This is a genomic window from Phocaeicola plebeius DSM 17135 (assembly GCF_000187895.1).
Classification (GTDB): domain Bacteria; phylum Bacteroidota; class Bacteroidia; order Bacteroidales; family Bacteroidaceae; genus Phocaeicola; species Phocaeicola plebeius.
Genome location: NZ_DS990119.1, coordinates 136,775 through 160,946, shown reverse-complemented (window position 1 = coordinate 160,946; position 24,172 = coordinate 136,775). Strand labels below are relative to the sequence as shown.

The window sequence follows — 24,172 nt, the reverse complement described above, 5'->3', positions numbered from 1 at the left end:
CACTTTATTTTTGTTGTTTGGATTGTTTTTCTTCTTCTCTCACTGTCTTGACCTGCCTGTTGAATATGACTAAAGTGGAATCCGCACCGACAACATCCACCAGTTTCTCGTAAGCTCCGACGGTCACAGCTAGTCCTGGGTGCAACTCGTTAAGCATGATTGTAGTCACATGGTGTTTGTCTGCAACCGTTCTCAACCGCCTGTTTTCTTCCCGGTACTCATGCCATTGTACCCAACTGACGGCAAACAGGGCAAAGAATACGAGCATACAACCAATACCAGCCCATGCGTAAGGGTTCTTGTGCCAGCCATTGGGAACTTTGCTCCATAACAGCCTTATTGCGCTTATTGCCTTGTCCGGGCGGATTGCCTGCCACAGTCCAGATATGAAGCCTTGTCTGTGCTGTGCTTTTCCCGAAGCCAGCTTATCATTCTCCATATGACTTGTCAGCAGCCCCAGTATCTTGTTAAGTTGTTCCTTAATAGTGGGAACTCCATGCTTGTGCATATCCTTCTCGTTGGCTTCAGTGTATAACCGTAAACTTGCTACCGCTTCATCACCTATTGATTGCTTGTACTCTTTGATGGCTTCCTTGCTTCCGAAAATGGCATTGACATTTTCCGGTGCATTGCCATTGAAGAACCGTATAACAGGCTCCAGCTTCGCTTCCAGCCTTTTCAATGCCTCGTTCTTGTCCGGGCTATCCTTTGCGTCCAGTTTTTTCTTGACTTCCTCAATGTCCACTGCCAATGCCCCGATAAGGTCGGTTAAGTTCTGCTTGTTGTCCTTCATCTTTTTCTCCTTCTTGGTTTATGTTTGTCCTTCTCGTTGTCATTCTCACCCCAGCCGCTTTCGTTTCCTCCACCTCCGCCGCCGGATGACACCTTGGCTTGGTGTGGCTGCACGCACAACTCCATGAGTGTGCCGATGGTCACTTGGACGATGTTTGAGCCGGATTCAGCAGAACCGCTAACATTGCCGTCCGCTTCCGTTTTAGTCGGTGATGGCTCTCTTATAAAAGTATCTGTCGTATTGTTGTGAAATTCCACATCCTGCCAGATTGGTTGTGGCTGTTCTTGCATACGAGGCCTCCATTCCATGCCCTCGGCGATTTGGCTCCCGAACAGCCTGTCCAACTTATAAAAGCTCATGCTCCGGTCTATCCGTGAGCCGCTGAACGAGATTTCATTCTTCGTGAACGATACTCCGATGATTTTACCTTTGCTCTTGTCATATTTGAAGTTCACCCCGATTCCTTGCTTTGCCAGCCTGTCGCACAAATCCGACCAGCAGCTACAATGGGGTAATGCCGCTTTGATAGCATCATAGATTTGGTATTTTACCTTGTCCTTTCCACGCAATCGGTCACGCTTCACGTTCATCTTACCCTTGGAGAAGTGCAGTCCGTATTCCCTCGTGAGAGCTTTACATACTTTTACATTATGTACATTATCATTGCTGTCGCTAATGGTGTTCCCGTCATTGTCCACCCTGTTGGCCACGATATGCAGATGCTGATGTTCCCTGTCGGTATGGCGGCACACGATGTACTGGGTGTTCGTTATGCCCATGCGCCGCATATACTCACGGGCGATTTCGACCATCAGGGCATCCGTCAGCTTGGGTGCGTCCTCGTGGGCGAAGTCCAGCGAGATATGGTACACCGGATTTTTCAGTTTGCGTCCCGGCTTGTCATCCGCCTGTCCCTGCATACTTCTTGCTATGGTGGCGTTGTCATCAAGCCTCACGTCCTTGCCGTCGATGAGCCGTGCCTTCTTCGGGTTGTTCACATAGTTCACCACTCTGGCGAAACTCGCCCGTTTTTTCAAATCGCCCATCATATCCTCTCTATGATTTTGTTGAACTCGTCCAGCAAGTCCATGATTTTGCCTTTCAAAAGAGAAAAGCCCTGTTGGTGCGCCATCTTCGCCAGTTGGTTCAGGTTGTTGCATCCTCCCTCCAGCATCCTTATCTGTTGCCTGTCCTCCTGTGTCCGTGCAGACACGACCTTGCCGTATAGTAATAAATCACGCAGGAAGTGTGACGGCTTCTTGCCTGTACCTGTTATCCGTTTCATGACCGCTTTCCATTCAGCAAGCGTGAGCCGTGTGGATATGGTCTTTGTCCGCGCCTTACCTTTCATCGCCTTGGGGCGGCCACCCTTGTTCCTGTTCTCCTGATATGTCATATCCGTTTTCTTTTATCCGTTAAACCGTTCTGTTTTTTAGGGCTGTAATCCGGGCTTGCCGTTTCCCGTGTGGCCGGGTCGCCATTGGTGGCGTGGTTTTCGTGGACGAAAACATTAACTTGCCAGCCCTAAAAAATATTCCTTCTAAAACGCTGTCGCTTGCCATTCCTGCCGCTTCATTCCTGTGGCTGTTTCCATTTCTGTGAGCCGGACAGAGTATTGCCATCCTCTAAAACAGGTGTGTTGTCGGCGGCATCTACGACGGCATTTTCCGCAGTGCCTTTCACTTCGCTTTCGGTTGTTGCTGCCGTTTCGGTTTCCGCTGTACCTGTTTCTTCTATAATAGGATTGGAATCGGTCAGATTCATGGACGGCAAGCCATCAGTTCCCTCTGCCGTTTCTTCTGTCGGTTTTTCTTTCTTCTTCCTTGCCGAACTGCGGCGCAAGGTCTCTAATTGTTGCCCGTTGAAAAGGTAAATCCGTACCCCTTCGTATGCCTTGATTGTCTGGCGGTATGTCGGATTCTCGATGAGCCGTCCGGTTATCATCCACGACTTCACGCACACCATGTCTATGATGGAAGTCACGGGATTGGAATCAACACGGATTAGCCCGCGTTCCGAGAAATCCTCCAACAGGCGGGACACCGCCTTGCGCCCGATGCCCCATTCCTTGGCCAGTACCAGCATGGAGCTGTCCACCTGTCCGGGATGGACGGCATAGCCCAATCCCCGTTTGGTGTTTTGTACTTCCGAAACCGCCATCTTCGACAAAAGGGAAAGAAGATAGGTAAGGTTGCATATCCCGTCCGTGCTCCCGTGCAGGAAGTACCATGCCTCCACAGGCATTGCCATCTCCAATTTGTAGCACGGCAAAACAAGCTGCTTCAAATTCTTCATTAGCCTTGACGTTTTTTGTTGTGCGTCTTGTAAATTATCCCTTGGAGTTCTTGTCAGCCTTCCTGTTGGTGGCTTTCAGGCTCTTGATGCGGTCTATCTGTTCCTTGGGAAACAGGACACGCCGTCCAATCCGCTGTCCTTTGATGTGTCCTAACTTCTCATGCCGCCAGATGGTCGCTATGCTCACACCCCATTTCTCCGCCAGTTGCCGGATGGTGTAATACTCCGATGTGTCCTGTGGTGCCTGTTCCTGCCGGTATTCCTCAAACGCGCACCTCACGCTTGCGCCGATAAGCTGTTGAAGCTCGTCGCGCGATACCAGTACCATTTCTGTCTTATCTGTCATAATTCTCTGATTTTAAGTTCATGGCGGCAAAGGTAGAGCAATAATAAAACCTGTGAATTTGTGGTATTCTGTGAAATGACACCGCATGAAAAAAGCCGTCAAACAACTGGTGCTTAACGGCTTGTGGAAGTCTGTGGGTTGTGGTGAATTGTAGCCACCTGTGGGTTATGTCACTATTTTATCATGGGAAGCAGCTCTTTGAGTTTCGCTATAAAGGTTTTCTCCACGTTATACTTGGCGAGGCTTTCGGGTGTCAGACCCATGGAACGGGCTGCGGATGCCCTGTAACCTTTCCAGTCCTTGAAGTATGCTTTGGACAGCAGGATGGCGACACAGCGCATCTTGCCCTTCACGCAACTGCCGTATATCGTGGAATAGTCGGCACGCATGACGGCACGGAGGAAATCCCGGTCGGAAACGGCATTGCCGTCCAATAGAGGCTTGCCCTTGTCGGAGCCGCTCTGTACGGTGAAAGTGGTAAGGAAACGGTACAGCCTTAAAACGGGAACTTGCGCGGTCGTGCTGAACGTACCGCCTTGCATTGTATCTGTGGCGGTAAAACCGGATGACGCTTCTTCCGTACAAGAGGGTATTGTTTGGGATGTTGCCGACTTGGACTCGTTCTCGTGCAGCACGTTCCTCTTGACATATCCCATCGTCATTGCGATATGGAACATCTTTATTCCTGCGGACTGCGCTTTCACATCATCATTTTGGGGCAGCATGGAAAGGTGGACGGCTTCTGCAAAATATTCCGTGAAGAGTTGTGCCAAATCCTTGTCGTTGGCATTGACAATATACTCCTTGACGGCTTGGATTTTCGCCTTGTCCACTTTGGCAAGTATGGCATACATTTCTTTCCCTCTGTTCCCGTCTGAATCCTTTGCACACTTCCGTATGGCGGCACGGATGGTGTCGATGCAGTCGGTGGCTTCGGTACGTGTCATTGGTTTGGGAGAAATATCAGAACCTTCCGGCGATACTTGCTCCTGTTCTTTTTCGGGAAAGAAGTATTGACTTATGACTTCCATGCTCAGGTAAGCCACCCCTGTACGGAAAGCCGCCTTGTTCAAGTCCGTATATTTGGAGCAGATGCCATGAAGCCTTTTCGTGTCATCGTGCAGCCCGACGAATTTCCGTGCCAGATCCTTATCCTCGTGTTCGGTGACATATTCCCTGATGCCGGCCAAAAGAAAAGGCAGGGGCTTCAGGCTGTATCTGATGTTCCAGCAAATATCCTTGCAATCCGTTTCGTCACTGCCGGAAGACTTGTCGGCAAGCGATTCCGCAAGTTTCAGGCTCCCACTGATTACGTTGGACAGCTTGAACAGGTCGCTGATGATGTCAAACCTTGATTTTTCCATAAGCACCTTCTTATATTTTGATGATACCCTTGAAGTCCTTTAATGCTATGACGGCCTTTTCCTCCGCGTCCAGTTTCAGGTAGCGGCGCAGTTGCGCCTCGCTGCTGTGTCCGGTGATGGCTTGGATGGAAGACAGAGGGACGCCAGCCTTATACGCGTTGGTGGCGAAACTCCTCCGGGCTGTATGGGAAAGGAGCATGTCGCAGAACCTCCTTCCCCGTTTGGGGTTGAGACGCTTCTCGTCAAAACCGCAGTCATGTGTCCAGCCGAGCAACAGGCCGATGGTCTTCACCAGTTTGTTCATTTCATTGGGATGAACCGGGGGCAGCTTGCCGTCATACTTGGCAAGTATGGCTCTCACGCGCCTGTCAACGGGGATATAGACTTTCTTTTCCGTCTTCTGTTGGGTGATGAGTATGAACTCCGTGCCGCCGATTTCCGTTATCATGTCCTCGCATATCCTTGAATAGTCGGAAACACGCTGCCCGGTCAGGCAGCCCACGATGAAAATGTCCCTCACGTGCTCCAGTGTCCTGATATGGGTGATGCGGCATTTGGAAAGTTGTGCCAATTTCTCGTCCTCGCTGATGTCAAGTGATTCCAGTCTCTTTTTCACAGCCTCCTTGGTGGAAAGGTCAAGGTCGAGCATTTCCTGTATCTGTTCCGGCGTGAGATAGATGTTGTCCACTTCCTCCTTTTTCGGCACGAAGTCGGAATGACGGAAATCATCGCATTTGGTCAGCTTGTCCTCGTAAGCCGCCTTTGCCACCGTGCGGACATCGGTCATGTACGAGTTGATGGCGTTGGGCATCAAGCCCCGTTCCTTCCAGTAACCGACAAGGCCGTTGCGTGTCTCCATCGTCATGTCATCCAGTCCGAGTTTGCGGTGGGTTTCCTTTTGGTAGTTAAGAATCTGTTTTTGGATAATGCGCAGACCTTTTATATAGGCAGGTGATACTTTCACGGTACGGCCTTTCTTGGTGCGCCGTCCGGTTTCCATATCTTCTATATAAGAGGTGAGGAAATCCTCGAACAGCATCCTGCCTTTGGGCTTGACCTCCACAATCTGCATCATTCCGTTGAGCACGTCGTGTTTCACGCTCTCGATGGTGTTCTTTGCCTCCTTGGGGTTGAAGCCGTCCGCCTCGAATGCCGCCTTTATCCTCGCGAGGACTTGGGCGAACTTCCCGTACTTTATCCCAATGCTTGACATCAGGGCTGACGAGGTGTATTGCAGGCTGCGGTACTTCTCCCATTCAAGCTGCTTGATGGTGAAGCCCGTCACGACCTTCATGTTCGCCTTTCCGGTGCGCACACGGGCATAGATGGAACCGTAGTCCTCTTTTCCTGCCTTGGATGATTTGATGAAGATGAAATCCATACGCGATATATCTTGGTTACTATGGTGCAAAGGTACAAAATATATCCTGAAATATGGTATCAAATAGTACCAATATTTTCTAAACCCGTGAAATTTTGTGAGTATGCAAACCAAATGAAAATATCTGCAAATAACTGATATACAAAGATAACTTATAAAACTGAATTTCACTGAATATATTTAGTGAATAGTGGGCTACAAAATAATAGGTGAGGAGGGATCCTCTTCATATTTGGCAGCCACAAAATATCCTTCTTCGATAGTATGCAGTGCAGGCTGGACGGACGAAGCCGACTGGTTTTTCTTTTCTTCCACCCGGTTGTCGGCGTACGAGAAGGTCACCCCTCCACGCAAATTAGATAACCAGGGCGAATTCAGCATATAGTTAAACGAGAGACTGCTCCATAACGCATTGTCCCGACTCTTGGTATAAGTTTCCTTGAAGGCATCCGGATCGGCCTCGGTATTATTACCTCCCACATTACCGTTCAGACTGAAATCGACAGACAAGGTTTTTCCGGTCTTTGTATGCAGGCTGTTAGAGTATCTCACGCCAAAGGCATTGCGTACATACGAGGTGTAGGGCGATGCAATGTCTGACACAGAACGAACCCGTTCATAGGACAGGTTCAGTACGCCAGCTTTTGCCCCCAGTTCCACTCCTTTACTTACGGCATACGACTGGGTGGTAGGACGCACAGCCACATCGACAATCAGCGGACTTTTTCCTTTGCGTGTCACAATTTTTACCACTCCGTTGGTCAGGTCACCATATTCCACAGAAGGTACACCGGTGATAACTTCAATCCGTTCTACATTGCTGTTGCCAATGTTACGGGTATCCGTTCCGGAAGTAGAAGCGGCCGTAGCATTACCCGACAGGCGCACCCCGTCCATCTCAACTACGGTTCCAAAATCAGGATTCCCCATTTCAGTGCTTTCTCCTCTCAACGTGATTACCTGAGCCGAAGAAGTCAGTCCCTTGAACTTGCTGGTCTGTTCTCCGGGCAAAAGACTTAACGCATCAGACACGCTGACACTCTGCAAATGGTCCAGTGCCGTACGGCCCAGCGTGTATGCCGTAGTAGCATCTGCGGTTTTTCTTTCTGCCGTGACAGTCACTTCGTTCAGGGCCAAAGTCTGTTCGGAAAGATATACCACGATGTTTTCCTTATCTTTTCTGACGTCCAGCTGTAATTTATATTCAGAATAGCCCAGACAACGCACCAGCACCTCATGCTTTCCTTCTGCCAAATGCTGAATGACGAACTTTCCTTGCGAATCGGTCATGGTACCGATACCACTTCCTTCAATCCACAAAGTCGCAAACTCCACCGGTACTTTCGACTTGGCATCGAGCACGGTTCCTGCTATCTTATGCGACTGCCCCCAGGCAGTCAGACTGGCACTTGCGAAAAAGGCTAAAACGATTGTTTTCATATCCTGATGATTTCAGGCGCAAAGGTATCCTTATTGGCAAGCTGTGTCAATCGCCAAAATTAGGTAATGTGAGGTTTCTTTCTCATCATATATAGGTATTCCGGATTCTGATGCATAAAGTAGGAGGATACTAAAAAAGGCTCTGAAAATCTATCGATTTTCAGAGCCTTTCCTCATTTTGCCTCACGGCTTCGGTACACCCTCAGGGATTCGAACCCTGGACCCACTGATTAAGAGTCAGTTGCTCTACCAACTGAGCTAAGAGTGCATCCACTATAATTGTCAAACTTTCCGAAATTTTGTACACCCTCAGGGATTCGAACCCTGGACCCACTGATTAAGAGTCAGTTGCTCTACCAACTGAGCTAAGAGTGCATCACTATTTTCATTTGCGAGTGCAAAGGTATATTTTTTACACGAAACAGCCAAACGTTTTCGAAATTTATTTTACAATATTTTTTCAATTCTTTTCTGAATGGCTGGTTATTAGTCACATAAAAAAGGTCGGCACTGAAGATTTTTCATGCCAACCTTTCGTTTTTATGGATGAATATGAGATTTATTTCTCAAATTAGAAACGGTAACCTACGCCGATAGAGAAGGTCATGTTCTTAGGATTTTCTCCACCATCTGCAGGACTGATAAAGCCATTTTGTCCTGTTAAGTTAATCAAATAACGGTCGTTCAATTCAAGACCAATACCGTATTGAATACCTAAATCAAAACGTTTCCAGCCTTTCTTTTTATCATAATCTTTAAATATTTTAACATCTTCACCTTCATCATATTTATATTTTCCACCTAATCCAAATGCCAAATATGGACCTGCATTGATAACAAATTTTGTATTATCGCTGATATTGAATTTGTAAGCAGCCAAAATAGGAATATCCAAATAAATAGGTCTAGCTTTGTAACTATAATCATGTGCATCTTCTGCATCATACTTATAGCCTTTAGAAGAAATTATCAGACCAGACTGTAAAGACCAGTTTTCACTGAATCCATAATCCATTCCTACCCCCAAATTAAAGCCTGGAAGAGCTTTTGCTTCGCTATCTTTAGTTATGTTACTAAAGTTCATGCCTACGCGTGCATCCCATTTTACCTGAGAAAAACCAGCCAATGCAAACATTCCCAATACAGCGGTCATTAAAAACTTTTTCATAATTCTCTTTTTTTAGATTAGGGTTCTGTTCCCTTGAACCATTCCGTTTTATTCTAGAAGCAGAGGAACCACTTTCTCTTATAATATATAAGGGGAAAGCCTGCTTTCGTTTGCGATTACCCACAAATGTATAAAACTATTTCAGATTATCAAAACATTATAAAATTCCATTCCCCCCCAAAAGTATATTCCTAGTTTATCATACTAAAAAACGGGATTATCCGTCCATTTTTGGAGACCAAAAAAAACGCCTTTGTGTTTGGCCCAAAACACAAGTGTATTTTAAGTAAAACGCAAGTACATTTAAAACAAAACGCCTTTGCGTTTCGAATCAAACGTAAAGGCGTTTTGTTAAGCGTTTAAAATCCCTGAAAAATACTATAAAATAGGATTAGAATCCCATATTTTTGCATTTTCCACTGACTTTCTGAATATCCAGACGGATAATCTCCGTGCGATGGAAAGACTTGTTGGCATACTCGATGCCCTGCATCTTATGCTCCGGACAGTATTTCGAAATCAGCAGGGAGAGGGCAGACATCCGCTCGGCTTCGTGCAAGCTATGATGTGCCGTGCATTGCAGTACGATGCTTTCATACCCCGTCGTAAACTTATCGGGAATGACCTTACTGCGACCGGTGACACAGAAAGACACGTTAGGGCAGGCGTCAATGCAACGCAATTTACGCCCCACCGGCGCACAATGGATATAAATGGAGTTGCCACGGTCCCACACATAGTTGACTGGAATACCGTACGCACCATCTCCCTCTTCAGTCCGCATGGACAGGATACCGAATTCACCTTCCTTTAATATTTCAAATGCACGTGCTTCATCAAGCAGACGATCCTGCCGGCGCACGTCTTGGTTCGTATATTCCATAATGATAGTGCTTATTGGTTGGCCAGTTCATAGATTTCACGGGTAGCCTGTGCATCCAGACGGACATAATTACCCACGTACTCACCCTTGTTTTCATGCAGTTTTTTTACCAGCAGGTCGATGTCTGGATGCTCAATACCCAGTTCCTTGAAGGTGACAGGCATACCGATGGCGTGGAAGAAGGATTTCAGACGGACTACACCTTCCAGTGCCATAGCCTTCTTGTCGTCCGATTCCGGCACGTCCCACACACGATGAGCATATTGTGCTACCTTACCCATGTTATGGCTGGCCATGTAGGTTAACCAGGCAGGGAAAATAACAGCCAGTCCGGCTCCGTGCGTCACGTCGTACACAGCACTTACCTCATGTTCCATAAAGTGGGAAGCCCAGTCCTCCACGGCTCCCACGCCGCACGTACCGTTGTGTGCGATGGTACCGGCCCACATCAGGTTGGCACGGGCTCCGTAATTTTCCGGCTCCTTCATTACCCGAAGGGCTTCCGTAATAATAGCTTTGAGCGTTCCCTCACACATACGGTCGGGCACTTCCTGATCTTCTGTATTAGTGAAATAACGTTCCATGATGTGTGCCATCATGTCGGTCACCCCACAAGCTGTCTGCCAGGCGGGAAGGGTATAGGTCAGTTCCGGATTCATCACAGCAAACGTAGGACGCAACAACCCGTGCGTGCGGACACTCAGTTTCTTCAGTCCGTCCAGTTTTGTGATGACCGTATTACCGGAGCCTTCACTTCCAGCCGCAGGAATGGTCAGGACTACACCCAGTGGAATGGCTTTTTCAGGTACTACCTTATTTATATAGAAATCCCAGAAATCACCTTCGTAAGGGATACCCATTGCAATGGCTTTGGCTGTATCGATAACCGAACCGCCTCCCACCGGAAGCAGGAAATCGATTTTTTCTCGACGTCCCAGCTCGATACCTTCGTACACCTTTGGATCGGTGGGGTTGGGTTGGATACCTCCCAGTTCCACATGAGCAATGCCTGCTTCGTCGAGGTATTTTTTTACTTTATCGAGTAGTCCGCTGCGTACCACGGAACCTCCTCCGTATACAATCATCACTTTCGTACCTTTATATTTCCTCACCAGCTCGGCGGTCTGGCTCTCCGTTCCTTTTCCGAATACGAATTCGGTAGGACTGTAAAAAGCGAAGTTATTCATATCTATTATAAATTATAGGGTTTACATGTAGTACGACAAAGTTAAAGAATTTCTTTGTATCTTTGCGCCACAATAAAAAAATTGAACCTATGAAATCAGATATTGAAATAGCTCGCAGTATCGAGCTGACAAAAATCAAGCAGATTGCCCGCGAGTATGGTATTCCCGTAGAAGAAATCTCTAACTACGGACGCTACATTGCCAAAGTTCCCGAAACATTGATCGATGAAGAAAAGGTGAAAAAGAGTAACCTGATTCTGGTAACGGCCATCACGCCGACCAAAGCCGGTATCGGAAAGACTACCGTATCCATCGGTCTGGCACTGGGACTGAACAAAATCGGAAAGAAAGCCTTCTGTGCCTTGCGCGAACCGTCACTTGGTCCTTGCTTCGGTATGAAGGGTGGAGCTGCCGGAGGTGGTTATGCACAGGTGCTCCCGATGGACAAAATCAACCTGCACTTTACAGGTGACTTCCATGCCATCACTTCGGCTCACAACATGATTACGGCCTTGCTCGACAACTATATGTACCAGAACAAAGACAATGGTTTTGCCATGAAAGAAGTGCTCTGGAACCGTGTGCTCGACGTGAACGATCGTGGCTTGCGCTACATCGTGACCGGACTGGGTGGAAAGACCAACGGTATCACTCGTGAATCGGGATTCGACATCACACCGGCATCGGAAATCATGGCTATCCTCTGTCTGGCAAGAGATGAAAACGATTTGCGTCGCCGCATCGAAAACATTCTGTTAGGATTCACCATCGACAACAAACCTTTCACAGTGAAAGACTTAGGAGTAGCCGGAGCGATTACGGTATTGCTGAAAGATGCCTTGTCGCCTAACCTGGTACAGACTACGGAACATACACCGGCTTTCGTTCACGGTGGTCCGTTTGCCAACATCGCACACGGATGTAACTCAGTACTGGCTACCAAACTGGCAATGACCTTCGGTGACTATGTAGTGACAGAAGCCGGATTCGGTGCCGACCTGGGTGCAGAGAAGTTTTACAACATCAAATGCCGCAAAGCCGGACTTCAGCCGAAACTGACCATCATCGTGGCTACAGCTCAGGGATTGAAAATGCACGGCGGGGTAGATGTAGACAAAATCAAGGAACCGAACATGGACGGTTTGAAGGAAGGTGTGAAGAACCTCGACAAGCACATCGAGAACCTCCAGTCATTCGGACAGACTGTAGTCGTAGCTTTCAACCGTTATGCTAACGATACCGATGAGGAACTTGACTTCGTACGTCAGCACTGTGAAGAAATGGGCGTAGGCTTTGCCATCAACAACGCGTTTATGGAAGGTGGAGACGGTGCCATCGAACTGGCTAATCTGGTAGTAAACACCATCGAAAACAACCCGTCACAGCCGTTGACCTTCACTTACGACGAAACTGACTCAGTGGAAGAGAAAGTTACCAAGATTGCCTGCGAACTGTATGGTGCCAAACAAGTGCTGTTCGGCCCGGCTGCCCGCAAGAAGATTCAGATGATAAAAGATCTGGGATACACCAACTTCCCTGTCTGCATTGCCAAGACACAGTATTCATTCTCTACCGACCCGAAACTCTACGGAGTGGCTTCCGGCTTCAACTTTGCCGTGCGCGACATCGTTATCAATGCGGGTGCAGAAATGCTGGTAGTAGTGGCTGGTGAAATGATGCGTATGCCGGGATTGCCGAAAGAACCGCAGGCATTGCACATTGACATTGTGAACGGAGAAATAGAAGGATTGTCATAAGCAGATGAAGCCACAGTTTCTTGTCGGAGCCATGATGCCCGGAAGCGGGCAGACCCTCGTTGCCTTGGGACTGATGCGTGCGTTGCGTCAACGCAACCTGCGTGTGCAGTCTTTCAAATGCGGACCCGAACTAGCAGACCTTCGCTATCATGCGCTGGCTGCCGACCGTGAACCGGTAAGCCTGGACACCTGGCTGAGCTCACGCAGTCATCTGCAAACCGTCTACAATCGTTATGGAGAGAAGGCTGACGTGTGCGTGGTAGAAGGACGGGCAGGTTTGTTCGACGGATTCCGGAAAACGCAGGGAAGCAGCGCCGAAATGGCCCGACTGATGAAGATTCCTGTGGTGATGGTGGTGAGTGCACGCAATGCGGGTTACTCCACTGCTGCCATGCTGTATGGCTTCAAACACTTCAATACAGAACTGAAAATAGCCGGAGTGATTTTCAATCAGGTCACTTCGGCTGCACAATACGGTTTCCTGCGCGAAACCTGTGCCGAGGCCGGGGTGGAATGCTTAGGCTATCTCCCTTATCTGGAGGAAACAGGCCTTCCGCCTCGTCATCAGGCACTGACACTTCCTGCAAGGAAGAGCCTTGACCTGCTTCTCAATCAAGTGGCGGAACAACTGGCACAGCATGTAGACATTGACAAACTGCTGAACCTTTCCACCCGTATTTTCCCTTGTACCTATTCGCTTCCTTACATTTCCGAAACAGAAACGGATATGTGGACCGGCAAGCGCAAACAGCGAATTGCCTTGGCTTCCGATCCAGCTTTTCCTTTCTTGTATCGCCAGAGCACAGACAAGACAAAAGGAGACATCACACGTTTCAGTCCGGTATATGGCAGTGAACTTCCCGAAGCGGACATCGTATATCTGCCTGGAGGCTATCCGGAATTGTTTGCCCGTCAGCTGCATCGCCGAAAACGTCTGATGGAGCAGTTACGCGAATACGTAGAGAAAGGAGGAAAACTGCTGGCAGAAGGAGGAGGAATGGCCTTGTTGGGACAGACACTAACCGCACGTCCCGGAGGTACAGCCTACGAAATGGCGGGAATTCTGCCTTATTCAGTCATCGTGAAAGACAACCGTCCGTGCAGCGGATACCGTCAGACACATTATCGCGATTTATGCCTGAAAGGATATGAGTACCGTTACTTTGACATTGTTCCTTCGGAAGAAGCAGCTTCACTGCAAACACCAGTCTGTCATGTGAAAGGTGGAGAAGTTTCGAGTTCATTTTTCTTCCGCTATAAAAACTGTATTGCCACCTCCGTACATCACTATTGGGGAGAAACCGGATTATATAAGCTCTGGGAATAGCTGGAGAAGGGAATTTTTCTATTTTCCGCACGAAAAAAATCAGAGAAAACGGACGATTCTAAAAAATAAATTCTATATTTGCATCACCAAAGTCGCGGCAGTAGCTCAGTTGGTAGAGCATCAGCTTCCCAAGCTGAGGGTCACGGGTTCGAGTCCCGCTTGCCGCTCCTCAGTGTTTAAAGGCTAATATTCTGACAATGAAGAGTATTAGCCTTTATTTTTTATATTCGTTCATCTGTAGAGATACAAGAAAGTTGCTTGTCCGGCATTTTTTATTTTCCCAAAATGAATCATAAAGAAAAGCAGGAAGAAACCCCACTCATGGATTTTCTCCCTGCTTTTCTTTATGTAAATGCTATATTCTTTTAAGAATTCATACTCATCAGGAACTCTTCGTTGTCTTTTGTCTTCTCCAGACGGTCTTTCACGAAATCCATTGCTTCGATAGGATTCATGTCCGACAGGTATTTGCGGAGAATCCACATGCGGTCAAGTGTAGTCTTGTCAAGCAGCAAGTCGTCGCGACGAGTACTTGAAGCCACGATGTTCACAGCCGGGAAGATACGCTTGTTGCTCAGGTTGCGATCCAGCTGCAACTCCATGTTACCTGTTCCCTTGAATTCTTCGAAGATAACTTCGTCCATCTTAGAACCCGTATCAATCAATGCAGTAGCCACGATTGTCAGTGAGCCTCCACCTTCGATGTTACGCGCCGCACCGAAGAAGCGTTTGGGTTTGTGCAACGCATTGGCATCCACACCACCGGAAAGTACCTTACCAGATGCCGGAGAAACCGTATTGTAGGCGCGAGCCAGACGAGTGATAGAGTCCAGGAAGATTACGACATCATGTCCGCATTCTACCATGCGTTTTGCTTTTTCCAGCACAATGCCGGCTATCTTCACATGACGTTCTGCCGGTTCGTCGAAAGTAGAAGCAATTACTTCAGCTTTCACACTGCGAGCCATGTCGGTCACTTCTTCCGGACGTTCATCGATGAGCAGCATAATCATATACACTTCCGGATGATTGGCCGCAATGGCATTGGCGATATCTTTCATCAAGATAGTCTTACCAGTTTTAGGCTGTGCTACAATCAGTGCACGCTGTCCTTTTCCGATAGGAGCAAACAAATCAACTACACGAGCCGACAAGTTGTCATTATATCCTTTGCACAATTTGAATTTTTCATCGGGGAAGAGTGGAGTAAGGTGATCGAACGGAATGCGGTCGCGCACCAAAGCTGGGTCGAGTCCGTTAATTTTAGAAACCTTTACCAGTGGGAAATATTTTTCACCTTCTTTAGGCGGACGGATAGTACCTTCTACCACGTCACCGGTTTTCAAACCAAGCAGCTTGATTTGCGACTGTGACACATAAATGTCATCGGGTGAAGAAAGATAGTTGTAATCTGAAGAGCGGAGGAAGCCATATCCGTCGGGCATGATTTCCAGTACGCCGGTACCTTGAAGAATATCATCAAAATCGTAGACTTTTTCTACCGGTTTGGGAGCCGGTGCCGGAGTATTATTGGCAGGAGTTTCAGTAGAAGGAGAAGATGGCTGCTGCTCTGGTACATTCTGGTTGGCAGCGGGCTGCGGGTTGTTGTCCTTTCCCTGATTGTTGTTATTATTGTTGTTATTAGGACGGTTGTTGCGATTATTCTGACGAGCCTGACGCTGCTGATTTTTCTGTTTAGGTTCTTTAGCCGGCATTACAGGCACCTCCATTTTGGTAGCCTCAAATTTACCCAGCAATTCAGAAGGTATCTCGAATTTTTCAGACGGGAGGTCTTCGATAGGAATAAAATCATTATTATTCAAGTCGAGCGGTGGAAGTTCCATGTCGTCATCATCGATAGGAAGCGGGGCCGGTTTGGCAGTAACTTCAGCTGGTGTACTTTCAGCGGCTTCCTGCGCTTCTTTTGCCAGAGTAGATTTATTTTTGGAACCCGGCTTACGTCCACGCTTGGCTTTGGGTTTTTCTTCAGTGGCAGGAGCAGCAATAACTTCCGGCTGAGCTGTTTTCTCTGCAACCGGTGCAACGATTTCCGTTTTTTCCGGTGACGCAGGAATTTCCTTGAACAAAGGAGTTGGTGCAGGAAGGGCAGGAGTATTAGCCTCCAGCTTCTGTGCCTTGTCTTTGGTTGCCGTGTAAACCTTATCCCCTTCTTTCTTTATACTGATGCGCGAGCGCTTACGTGGCTGTCCTTCCTTGCGTTCTTCGTTGTTTTGCTGTGCGGCCACTTTTTTTGTAGCACCGACAATTGCCTGTTCATCCAGAATGCGATACACCAGTTCTTCTTTTTTCAGTGAATCGACTTTTTTCAGACCCAACTCTTTGGCAATCTGCTGCAATTCAGACAAATTTTTGTCGTTTAATTGAATGATATTGTACATAAATAGGTTAAATGAATTATTAATATTGGGTGTGTGAAGCATGACAAACCGTTCAGAGGTCTCTTTCCTCTTTCACACATTTGAATTATCAATGATTTTTGATTGTTTTTTATTGAATTCGGATTGGATACGAAACACGTTTCCAACTACCTTTTTGCATTATTGCGAGTACAAAAGTAAGTGTTTTTTGTTATAAACACGAATAAATGCGGACTTTTTTTACAGTTTCTGTCCCCGGATTAAAAGAATTGTGCTAAATTAGCGTTGAAAATACAATTTAATTGACACATTAACGCTTATGAAAAAAGTAATTTTTACAGAAAAGGCTCCTGCTGCCATCGGTCCTTATAGCCAGGCAATAGAAGTAAACGGCATGGTATTCTTGTCGGGCCAGATTCCGGTAAATCCGGCTACAGGCGAAGTGGTAGAAGGTGGAATCACTGAACAGACTACTCAGGTATTCGAAAATATCAAGAATGTACTTGCAGAAGCCGGACTGACAACTGCCAATGTGGTAAAAACCACTGTATTCCTGGCAGATATGGCACTGTTCGGTGAAATGAATGCCGTATATGCCAAGTATTTCGAAGGCGATTATCCTGCCCGTTCTGCGGTAGCTGTCAAAGCTTTACCGAAAGGAGTGCTGGTAGAAATTGAAAGTATTGCGGTAAGATAACCGTAAAGGAAGCAGGCCGTAAGGGGAATGCCTTTGTGGTCTGCTCCCAATTTGTTTAACAGGAAATTTTGTGACAATGCAACTGAACATGCGTACAATTTGGGGAGAGAATAAATGGAAGCTGGCCACTTTCATACTGGCCATTCTGACAGTAACGGCATCGGTTTTATATATTTACAGATACGAGCCTTTCTCGTCCGGACTGGAAATTACCGACGAACTAGGAGGAAATATCTTTCCGGTCACCATCCTGTCTACGGCTACGACCGATGCACAGCTGATTGTGCCGGCCGACAGTACTTATCTGGGAAACCCCAAATCGTGTATCGGCATTAAGATACGCAATCCGCATGCAAACAGCAAACTTCACATAGAATTGGCAGAAACTCCTTTCTTTGCTCATTCGGTTTCTGAATTCATTCTGCCGGAATCAGGAAAGGAATACCTGGTTTTCCCGGATGTGATATGGAATTATCAAGCTCTGCTGGAAAATACCCAGGCCATGCCTGTTACCGTGTCCATACAGGCAAAGGTAAATAACAACCGGACATATTCGGCGGTACATACGTATTCCGTACGCAGCATCAACGAATGTCTGTTAGGCTACATTGACAGTAAAATGAAATTTCACGACACGGGCGATTTCTTTGCAGCCTATGTCAACGAAGACAACCCTAACATCAGCCAGGTGCTGCGCGAGGCACTGGATTCACGCATTGTCAACCGTTTCTGGGGATACCAAAGCAAGGACCCGAAAGTCGTAGACAAGCAGGTGTATGCCTTGTGGTATGTCTTGCAGAAAAGAGGGTTCAAATACAGCTCCATCAGCAACAGCAGCCTGTCGTCCAACGTAGTCTTTACTCAGCGCGTACGTACCTTCGACGATGCCCTGCAGTCGGCACAGATTAACTGTGTGGACGGAAGCGTACTGTTTGCTTCTCTGCTGAAAGCCATCAACATCAATCCGATTCTGGTACGCGTGCCGGGCCACATGTTTGTGGGTTATTACACCGACCGTTTGCACCAGGAGATTCATTTTCTGGAAACGTCCATGATTGGCGACGTGAACCTGGATGACTTCTTCCCGGAAGAGAAACTCGACTCCACAATGGCGGGAAAATCGCAGGAAAGCGTGTCAAAATTCATGTTCGAGAAATCCAAGGAATATGCTACCCGCATTTATAACGAACACAAAGACCTGATTCATTCGGGCAAAGTGAACTACATGTTCCTGGAGATAGACAAGGCCACCCGCGCGTATGTGCAGCCCATTGCGGCCAAATAAGACCTCAATCTCATGAAACTGATTTATCTTTATCATAGCGGCTTCGCCCTGCTGGGGGAAGGTTACACGCTTATTTTCGACTATTTCGAAGACTCCGTGTCGGCCGACAAAGGCATCGTGCACGAACAGCTTCTTTCACGTGAAGGACAGTTGTATGTGTTTTCCAGTCATGCGCATGCCGACCACTTTAACCGGCAGATACTCTCCTGGAAAACGCTTCGGCCTGACATCGTCTATCTGCTTTCGACCGACATTCCTCTTTCTGACCAAGACAAAGAAAACGGAAATCTCCACACACTGGCGAAAGGAGACACCTATCGTGACGAATATCTCACCGTGCGGGCTTTCGGCTCGACGGACATAGGCATCTCTTTTTTAGTCCAGACCCCGGAAGGAGCTACCGTATTCCATGCCGGCGACCTGAACAACTGGCACTGGATGGATGAAAGTCCGGAGGAGGAATGGAAACGTGACGAAGCTTTTTTCCTTCGTGAGCTGGAAGACATTGCCGTCTGCAAGGAGAAAATGGATGTCGTGCTGTTTCCGGTCGACCCTCGTTTAGGAAAGGAATACATGCGAGGGCCTTTACAATTTGTGAAACGGATAAAAACGACTATATTTGTACCGATGCACTTCGACGAAGCTTTTGAGAAGGCTTCGGCTTTTGCACCTTTGGCTGCATCGGAAGGAACTCAGGTTCTTACTCCTGTCCGTCGCGGCGAAACATTGAACTTAGACCACTATATCAACTTAAAATAAAAAGACAATGGAAATAAAAGGAAGATTTGACCACTTCAATATCAACGTAACTAATCTTGAAAAAAGTATCCAATTCTACGAAAAGGCTCTCGGACTGCATGAGTCTCACCGCAAGGAAGCGGCCGACGGCTCTTTCATCCTGGTGTACCTTACCGACGGATGCACGGGTTTCTCACTGGAACTGACCTGGCTGCGCGACCATACGGAAGCCTACGAACTGGGAGAAAACGAAAGCCATCTTTGTCTCCGCGTGGCAGGCGACTACGATGAAGTACGCAAGTTCCACAAGGAAATGGGCTGTGTATGCTTCGAGAACGAACAGATGGGACTGTATTTCATCAATGACCCGGACGATTATTGGATTGAGATTCTTCCGCTGAAATAAACCTTTATCTCTAATACTAAAAACAAAAAACGTTATGAAAAAGTACATTTCTCCGGGTTCCTGGTTTTCACTGGAATATCCCGACAACTGGTGTGAGTTTGAAGATTCGGAAGACTGCTTTCTGTTTTACAACCCAGACAAATGGACCGGAAACTTCCGTATTTCTGCCTATCGGGGCAATTCGTCAGCCTATGCCAACGAATGTCTGGAAGACGAACTGCATCAGGTACGCGGGGCCAAGAAGGTGAAAGTCGGTTCATGGGACTGCGCCTATTCTTCCGAAAGCTTTCAGGAGAATGGTGTGTGGTACACCACCCACATCTGGGTAACCGGTCGAGGAGAGATTTCCGTGGAATGCTCGTTCACCGTGGCCAAGGGCGAGAGTCCCAAGGCTGGCGAGGCTATCGTAGCTTCCCTGAAGGTACGCAATGCATCCGACAAGCCGGTGAAAGAAGTGATTCCGGTCCGTATCCTGGAAATCAACCAGATAAACGAGAACTATGACTGGGCCGTTTCTACAGTGAAAAAACAACTGACCAAGGACTTTACCGGTACAGAAGCCGACTTGGAAAACTTGCAGAAAGTAATCGACAGCGGACGTTTTAACCCCAAACAGCGTCAGGCGTGGGAAAGCTTCGGTACGGCATTCGGCGTGATACTGGTCAATGAGATGGACGGCATGGAATGGGTGACGGTCATCGACGGACAGAAAGAGTTTCCGGCACTGCGTTTCCGCGATTCAAAAGTAATGGTCAACCCGATTTCCCTGATATGGGACAAGGCGAAAAGCGGACAGCCGTGCGACCTGAAAGCGGAATTCGAACGGATAAAGAACGAAGTGGAAGCGGTGATGGACTAATCCTGTCCGCATCCTATTTTTAGCAGCTACGAATTAGATTATGACTCCATATTTACAAGTAGAAAACCTGACCAAGTCGTTCGGCGACTTGGTCCTTTTTAACGGCATATCTTTCGGCATTGCAGAAGGACAGCGCATCGGACTGATAGCCAAGAACGGCTCGGGAAAAACCACCTTGCTGAATATCCTGGCCGGTAAGGAAGGCTACGACGAAGGAAAAATCACCTTCCGCCGCGATTTGCGCGTGGGCTATCTGGAACAGAGTCCGAAATATCCTGAAGAGCTGACGGTGCTCGAGGCCTGCTTTTATCACGGCAACTCCACCGTAGAGCTGATTAAGGAGTATGAACGGTGCATGGAAACACCCGGCAATCCCGGCATGGACGAACTGCTGGTGCGGATGGAGCACGAAAAGGCCTGGGATTATGAACGACGTGCCAAGCAGATTCTTTCGCAACTGAAAATCCGCGATTTCTCTCAGAAAATCGGACATCTGTCCGGCGGGCAGTTGAAGCGCGTGGCACTGGCCAACATCCTGATTACCGAACCGGATTTGCTGATTCTGGACGAGCCGACCAACCACCTCGACCTGGACATGACGGAATGGCTGGAAGAGTACCTGAACCGTGGCAGCCTGAGCTTGCTCATGGTGACACACGACCGCTATTTCCTGGACCGTGTGTGCTCGGAAATCATTGAAATAGACAACTGCCAGTTGTATTTCTACAAAGGAAATTACAGCTACTACTTGGAGAAACGGCAGGAACGCATCGAAGCCACCAATGCGGAGATTGCCCGTGCCAACAACCTGTATCGCACGGAACTGGAATGGATGCGCCGTATGCCACAGGCACGCGGACACAAGGCCCGTTACCGCGAAGAAGCCTTCTATGAACTGGAAAAGGTGGCCAAGCAGCGCACGTACGACGCGAACGTGAAACTGGATGTCAAGGCTTCGTACATCGGTTCCAAGATTTTCGAGGCCGACCACTTGTGCAAGCGTTTCGGCGACCTGAAGATTCTGGATGATTTCTCCTACATCTTTGCCCGCTACGAGAAGATGGGTATCGTGGGCAACAACGGTACGGGCAAATCTACCTTCATCAAGATTCTGATGGGACTGGAGAAACCCGACAGCGGTACGCTGGACATCGGTGAGACAGTGCGCTTTGGCTACTACTCGCAAGAGGGACTTCAGTTTAACGAGCAGATGAAGGTGATTGACGTGATTACGGACATCGCCGAGGTCATTGAGCTGGGCAACGGCAAACGGCTGACGGCTTCACAATTCCTGCAGCATTTCCTCTTTACGCCCGAAACGCAGCACAGCTATGTGTACAAGTTGAGCGGGGGCGAACGACGCCGGTTGTACCTCTGTACGGTACTGATGCGGAACCCGAACTTCCTGGTGCTGGACGAGCCGACCAACGACCTGGACATCGTTACACTGCAGGTGCTGGAAGAATACCTGCAGAACTTCAAGGGATGCGTCATCGTGGTGAGCCACGACCGCTACTTCATGGACAAGGTAGTAGACCATCTGCTGGTATTCAAAGGGCAGGGCGACATCCGCGATTTCCCCGGCAACTATTCTGACTACCGCGACTGGAAGCTGGCCAAGGCAGAACACGAAAAGGAAGCAGCCAAACCCAAGGAAGAAAAGACGCAGCGTGTCCGCCTGAACGACAAGCGCCGCATGACCTTCAAGGAACGGAAGGAATTCGAACAGCTGGAAAAAGAGATTGCCGCACTAGAGGAAGAAAAGAAACAGATAGAAGAAGCCTTGTGCAGCGGTACACTCAGCGTAGACGAACTGACCGAGAAGTCCAAGCGTCTGCCTCTGCTCAACGATGAGCTGGACGAGAAGACCATGCGCTGGCTGGAACTGAGTGAAATTGAGGGATAAAAAAGTTGAAAGGACGTTTGAAATAAAACGCTTTTACGTTTAAAACAAAACGCAAAGACGTTTTACTTCAAACGTCCTTGCGTTTTATCTGAAATGCCCTTGCGTTTTCAAGCAAACGCAAAGGCATTTTTTATGTCCGTTTTTTTACTGATACAAGAAGCGCTTGATGCTCTTCTTAGCCGTCTTTTCAAATTCCTCCGGATAGAGTTTTATCTGTGTAATCTGTGAGTAAGCCGGAAGCACCTTGTTCAGTTCGATGCGGTTCAGTTCCAATGCTTCCTCCAGCTGTTTCTTGTTCATTCCATGCGAGAATGCGTCTTCATTGTCCGGATAAACCAGCGCCACAAGCTTGTTCTCTTTCAGAATCACCAGTGACTCGTTCACGTAAGGCATGTTGTTCAGGCGAGCCTCAATTTCTTCCGGATAGATATTCTGTCCGGAAGCGGTAAGCAGCATGTTCTTGCAACGGCCCTTGATGAAGATGTTTCCATCCGCATCCTTGATGGCCATGTCGCCGGTGTGCAGCCAGCCGTCCTTGTCGATAGTCTGTGCAGTAGCACTTTCGTTCTTGTAGTATCCCAGCATCACATTCATACCCCGGCACACCAGTTCACCCGGAATCCGTTCAGGGTCTTCCGAAATCACCTTGGTTTCCATGTTGGCCACGGTCTTTCCGCACGAAGTGTACAGAATCTCATCCCAGCGGCTGTGACAGATAAGCGGCGCACATTCGGTCATACCGTATGCGATGGTGTAGGGGAAGTTGATTTTACGCAGAAAGGCTTCCACTTCGGGATTGAACGGTGCCCCTCCGATTACGATTTCAATAAAGTTTCCGCCGAACACCTCCATGGCCTGCTGACGAATCTGTTCCTTGATTTTATCGCTGATGATAGGCAGGTTCAGCAACAGCTTTCCGAGCTTGTTGTCCACCTTCGGGAGAATGTTCTTCTTGAAAATCTTTTCCACAATCAGCGGCACGCAGGCAATAACGCGCGGACGGATTACGGCAAACGATTCTGCAATGATTTTCGGGCTCGGCATACGGGTGAGGAACCACAGATGTGCTCCTTTGGTGATACCGTAAAGGAAGTCGAACACCAGTCCGAAGATATGTCCCAGCGGAAGCATGGACACGATGCTGTCGCCCGCTTTCAGTCCCACTTTCTGGTCAATGTGTACGATATTCGAAATAATACTGCGGTAGGGAAGCATCACCCCTTTAGAGTAACCGGTAGTACCCGAGGTGTAATTGATGACAGCTAGTTCTTCCGGTTCTTCCCGACGGTAGGAAACCTGTTCGGCACGGAAGCGGCAGGGATATTTCTTTCCGAATTCTTCGTTCAGGTGTTCGCGTGCATACGTCAGCTTCTCCGAGCGTGACACCACCAGGTCGAAATTCTTCAGTTCGATGATACCTTCCAGATTAGGCATGGCCGCTTCGTTGAACATCTCCCACACCTGATCGCCTACGAAAAGCATGCGTGCTTCCGAATGGTTAACAATGTGGTGTACGTTGTCGGCCTTGAATTCGTGAAGGATGGGCACAGCTACTGCCCCGTAAGTAACGACGCCCAGGAAGGTAGCCGTCCAGTTTGCACTATTGCGCCCGCACAGCGCGATTTTATCCCCTTTTTTGATTCCTGCATGTTCGAACAGGATATGCATTTTCTCTATTTTTCTGGCTACGTCTTTATATTGCAGCGTAGCTCCTTTGTAGTCTGTCAGTGCATCACGGTCCCAGTTGGCGCGGATGCTTTCTTCAACAAGTTGTATAAAACTGTCTTGTATTTCCATTTTAAATTGCACAATGTTTGACACAATGTGCGCAAAAGTAATAAAACTTGTCCGATTTCTTCTCATTCTTTGTCATTTTTTTGAGAGAATAGACTATTTGACAAGAATTTCTTCCGTTTGGGACAGAAGCTGATAAATGAATTTCCAGCCTTAGAATACGGTTCT

At 48.0% G+C, this 24,172-nt stretch carries 21 protein-coding genes and 3 tRNA genes; 9 read left to right on the top strand and 15 right to left on the bottom strand.

What is annotated here, in order from left to right; genetic code table 11:
• Positions 1-4: 4 nt before the first annotated feature.
• The 13 genes from BACPLE_RS01935 to BACPLE_RS01870 all read right to left on the bottom strand — a co-directional run bounded on the left by BACPLE_RS01935 (position 5) and on the right by BACPLE_RS01870 (position 10,857).
• Positions 5-793 carry a hypothetical protein gene (locus BACPLE_RS01935; protein WP_007558419.1) on the bottom strand — a complete coding sequence of 263 codons (789 nt, stop codon included), beginning with the start codon at positions 791-793 and terminating at the stop codon, positions 5-7.
• Positions 790-1,842: a relaxase/mobilization nuclease domain-containing protein gene (locus BACPLE_RS01930; RefSeq protein WP_007558418.1), complete on the bottom strand. Its 1,053-nt coding sequence runs from the start codon at positions 1,840-1,842 to the stop codon at positions 790-792. The genes BACPLE_RS01935 and BACPLE_RS01930 overlap by 4 nt, the downstream gene beginning before the upstream one ends.
• Positions 1,839-2,189, bottom strand: a complete 351-nt coding sequence (locus tag BACPLE_RS01925; protein WP_007558417.1) for a plasmid mobilization protein — start codon at positions 2,187-2,189, stop codon at positions 1,839-1,841. Before BACPLE_RS01925 ends, BACPLE_RS01930 begins: the two co-directional genes overlap by 4 nt.
• A gap of 176 nt (positions 2,190-2,365) precedes the next feature.
• Positions 2,366-3,088 (bottom strand): hypothetical protein, encoded by a 723-nt coding sequence (locus tag BACPLE_RS01920; protein WP_007558416.1) that lies wholly within the window; start codon positions 3,086-3,088, stop codon positions 2,366-2,368.
• Positions 3,089-3,122: 34 nt separating this feature from the next.
• The gene (locus BACPLE_RS01915) at positions 3,123-3,434 is read right to left on the bottom strand and encodes a helix-turn-helix domain-containing protein (protein WP_004320467.1); all 312 of its coding nucleotides are present in this window, start codon (positions 3,432-3,434) and stop codon (positions 3,123-3,125) included.
• Between the two features lie 173 nt (positions 3,435-3,607).
• Positions 3,608-4,798: a hypothetical protein gene (locus BACPLE_RS01910; protein WP_007558415.1), complete on the bottom strand. Its 1,191-nt coding sequence runs from the start codon at positions 4,796-4,798 to the stop codon at positions 3,608-3,610.
• Positions 4,799-4,808: 10 nt separating this feature from the next.
• Positions 4,809-6,179, bottom strand: coding sequence for a site-specific integrase (locus BACPLE_RS01905; RefSeq protein WP_007558414.1), 1,371 nt, complete (start codon positions 6,177-6,179; stop codon positions 4,809-4,811).
• 195 nt (positions 6,180-6,374) lie between these two features.
• Positions 6,375-7,619, bottom strand: a complete 1,245-nt coding sequence (locus tag BACPLE_RS01900; protein WP_007558412.1) for a TonB-dependent receptor — start codon at positions 7,617-7,619, stop codon at positions 6,375-6,377.
• 195 nt (positions 7,620-7,814) lie between these two features.
• Positions 7,815-7,887 (bottom strand) — tRNA-Lys (locus tag BACPLE_RS01895).
• 34 nt (positions 7,888-7,921) lie between these two features.
• Positions 7,922-7,994 (bottom strand) — tRNA-Lys (locus tag BACPLE_RS01890).
• Positions 7,995-8,190: 196 nt separating this feature from the next.
• Positions 8,191-8,787, bottom strand: a complete 597-nt coding sequence (locus BACPLE_RS01880; protein WP_007558409.1) for a porin family protein — start codon at positions 8,785-8,787, stop codon at positions 8,191-8,193.
• Positions 8,788-9,178: 391 nt separating this feature from the next.
• Entirely contained in the window at positions 9,179-9,670 is a 492-nt protein-coding gene (locus BACPLE_RS01875) for a pyridoxamine 5'-phosphate oxidase family protein (RefSeq protein WP_007558406.1), read from the bottom strand.
• Positions 9,671-9,681: 11 nt separating this feature from the next.
• Positions 9,682-10,857, bottom strand: a complete 1,176-nt coding sequence (locus tag BACPLE_RS01870) for an iron-containing alcohol dehydrogenase (RefSeq protein ID WP_007558404.1) — start codon at positions 10,855-10,857, stop codon at positions 9,682-9,684.
• Positions 10,858-10,946: 89 nt separating this feature from the next.
• Here BACPLE_RS01870 and BACPLE_RS01865 point away from each other — a divergent pair, with 89 nt between their 5' ends.
• The 3 genes from BACPLE_RS01865 to BACPLE_RS01855 all read left to right on the top strand — a co-directional run bounded on the left by BACPLE_RS01865 (position 10,947) and on the right by BACPLE_RS01855 (position 14,108).
• Positions 10,947-12,614 (top strand): formate--tetrahydrofolate ligase, encoded by a 1,668-nt coding sequence (locus tag BACPLE_RS01865; RefSeq protein WP_007558401.1) that lies wholly within the window; start codon positions 10,947-10,949, stop codon positions 12,612-12,614.
• 4 nt (positions 12,615-12,618) lie between these two features.
• Positions 12,619-13,941 (top strand): cobyrinate a,c-diamide synthase, encoded by a 1,323-nt coding sequence (locus tag BACPLE_RS01860; protein WP_007558400.1) that lies wholly within the window; start codon positions 12,619-12,621, stop codon positions 13,939-13,941.
• A gap of 94 nt (positions 13,942-14,035) precedes the next feature.
• Positions 14,036-14,108, top strand: a tRNA-Gly gene (locus BACPLE_RS01855).
• A 198-nt stretch (positions 14,109-14,306) separates the two neighbouring features.
• Here the strand turns inward: BACPLE_RS01855 and rho are convergent.
• Positions 14,307-16,340, bottom strand: a complete 2,034-nt coding sequence (gene rho / locus BACPLE_RS01850; protein ID WP_007558398.1) for a transcription termination factor Rho — start codon at positions 16,338-16,340, stop codon at positions 14,307-14,309.
• Positions 16,341-16,638: 298 nt separating this feature from the next.
• On the opposite strand from rho, the gene BACPLE_RS01845 reads away from it, so the two are divergent.
• The 6 genes from BACPLE_RS01845 (at position 16,639) to BACPLE_RS01820 (ending at position 22,210) form a co-directional block, all read left to right on the top strand.
• A complete protein-coding gene (locus BACPLE_RS01845; RefSeq protein ID WP_007558396.1) occupies positions 16,639-17,016 on the top strand; it encodes a RidA family protein in 378 nt (125 codons plus the stop codon).
• Between the two features lie 88 nt (positions 17,017-17,104).
• Positions 17,105-18,301: a hypothetical protein gene (locus BACPLE_RS01840; RefSeq protein ID WP_040312367.1), complete on the top strand. Its 1,197-nt coding sequence runs from the start codon at positions 17,105-17,107 to the stop codon at positions 18,299-18,301.
• A gap of 12 nt (positions 18,302-18,313) precedes the next feature.
• Positions 18,314-19,060, top strand: coding sequence for an MBL fold metallo-hydrolase (locus BACPLE_RS01835; protein ID WP_007558391.1), 747 nt, complete (start codon positions 18,314-18,316; stop codon positions 19,058-19,060).
• Positions 19,061-19,067: 7 nt separating this feature from the next.
• Positions 19,068-19,445 (top strand): VOC family protein, encoded by a 378-nt coding sequence (locus BACPLE_RS01830; RefSeq protein ID WP_007558389.1) that lies wholly within the window; start codon positions 19,068-19,070, stop codon positions 19,443-19,445.
• A 34-nt stretch (positions 19,446-19,479) separates the two neighbouring features.
• A complete protein-coding gene (locus tag BACPLE_RS01825; RefSeq protein ID WP_007558387.1) occupies positions 19,480-20,304 on the top strand; it encodes a DUF3805 domain-containing protein in 825 nt (274 codons plus the stop codon).
• 40 nt (positions 20,305-20,344) lie between these two features.
• Positions 20,345-22,210 carry an ABC-F family ATP-binding cassette domain-containing protein gene (locus BACPLE_RS01820; protein ID WP_007558385.1) on the top strand — a complete coding sequence of 622 codons (1,866 nt, stop codon included), beginning with the start codon at positions 20,345-20,347 and terminating at the stop codon, positions 22,208-22,210.
• Between the two features lie 144 nt (positions 22,211-22,354).
• On the opposite strand, the gene BACPLE_RS01815 is transcribed toward BACPLE_RS01820, so the two are convergent.
• Positions 22,355-24,007, bottom strand: a complete 1,653-nt coding sequence (locus tag BACPLE_RS01815; RefSeq protein ID WP_040312327.1) for an AMP-binding protein — start codon at positions 24,005-24,007, stop codon at positions 22,355-22,357.
• Between the last annotated feature and the right edge of the window lie 165 nt (positions 24,008-24,172).

Coding starts and splice junctions, on each gene's coding strand:
- BACPLE_RS01825 (WP_007558387.1), top strand. CDS start 19,480: ATGAAAAAGTACATTTCTCCGGGTTCCTGGTTTTCACTGGAATATCCC.
- BACPLE_RS01835 (WP_007558391.1), top strand. CDS start 18,314: ATGAAACTGATTTATCTTTATCATAGCGGCTTCGCCCTGCTGGGGGAA.
- BACPLE_RS01870 (WP_007558404.1), bottom strand. CDS start 10,857: ATGAATAACTTCGCTTTTTACAGTCCTACCGAATTCGTATTCGGAAAA.
- BACPLE_RS01845 (WP_007558396.1), top strand. CDS start 16,639: ATGAAAAAAGTAATTTTTACAGAAAAGGCTCCTGCTGCCATCGGTCCT.
- BACPLE_RS01905 (WP_007558414.1), bottom strand. CDS start 6,179: ATGGATTTCATCTTCATCAAATCATCCAAGGCAGGAAAAGAGGACTAC.
- BACPLE_RS01865 (WP_007558401.1), top strand. CDS start 10,947: ATGAAATCAGATATTGAAATAGCTCGCAGTATCGAGCTGACAAAAATC.
- BACPLE_RS01815 (WP_040312327.1), bottom strand. CDS start 24,007: ATGGAAATACAAGACAGTTTTATACAACTTGTTGAAGAAAGCATCCGC.
- BACPLE_RS01820 (WP_007558385.1), top strand. CDS start 20,345: ATGACTCCATATTTACAAGTAGAAAACCTGACCAAGTCGTTCGGCGAC.
- BACPLE_RS01925 (WP_007558417.1), bottom strand. CDS start 2,189: ATGACATATCAGGAGAACAGGAACAAGGGTGGCCGCCCCAAGGCGATG.
- BACPLE_RS01880 (WP_007558409.1), bottom strand. CDS start 8,787: ATGAAAAAGTTTTTAATGACCGCTGTATTGGGAATGTTTGCATTGGCT.
- BACPLE_RS01830 (WP_007558389.1), top strand. CDS start 19,068: ATGGAAATAAAAGGAAGATTTGACCACTTCAATATCAACGTAACTAAT.
- BACPLE_RS01930 (WP_007558418.1), bottom strand. CDS start 1,842: ATGATGGGCGATTTGAAAAAACGGGCGAGTTTCGCCAGAGTGGTGAAC.
- BACPLE_RS01875 (WP_007558406.1), bottom strand. CDS start 9,670: ATGGAATATACGAACCAAGACGTGCGCCGGCAGGATCGTCTGCTTGAT.
- BACPLE_RS01860 (WP_007558400.1), top strand. CDS start 12,619: ATGAAGCCACAGTTTCTTGTCGGAGCCATGATGCCCGGAAGCGGGCAG.
- BACPLE_RS01935 (WP_007558419.1), bottom strand. CDS start 793: ATGAAGGACAACAAGCAGAACTTAACCGACCTTATCGGGGCATTGGCA.
- BACPLE_RS01900 (WP_007558412.1), bottom strand. CDS start 7,619: ATGAAAACAATCGTTTTAGCCTTTTTCGCAAGTGCCAGTCTGACTGCC.
- BACPLE_RS01910 (WP_007558415.1), bottom strand. CDS start 4,798: ATGGAAAAATCAAGGTTTGACATCATCAGCGACCTGTTCAAGCTGTCC.
- BACPLE_RS01915 (WP_004320467.1), bottom strand. CDS start 3,434: ATGACAGATAAGACAGAAATGGTACTGGTATCGCGCGACGAGCTTCAA.
- rho (WP_007558398.1), bottom strand. CDS start 16,340: ATGTACAATATCATTCAATTAAACGACAAAAATTTGTCTGAATTGCAG.
- BACPLE_RS01920 (WP_007558416.1), bottom strand. CDS start 3,088: ATGAAGAATTTGAAGCAGCTTGTTTTGCCGTGCTACAAATTGGAGATG.
- BACPLE_RS01840 (WP_040312367.1), top strand. CDS start 17,105: ATGCGTACAATTTGGGGAGAGAATAAATGGAAGCTGGCCACTTTCATA.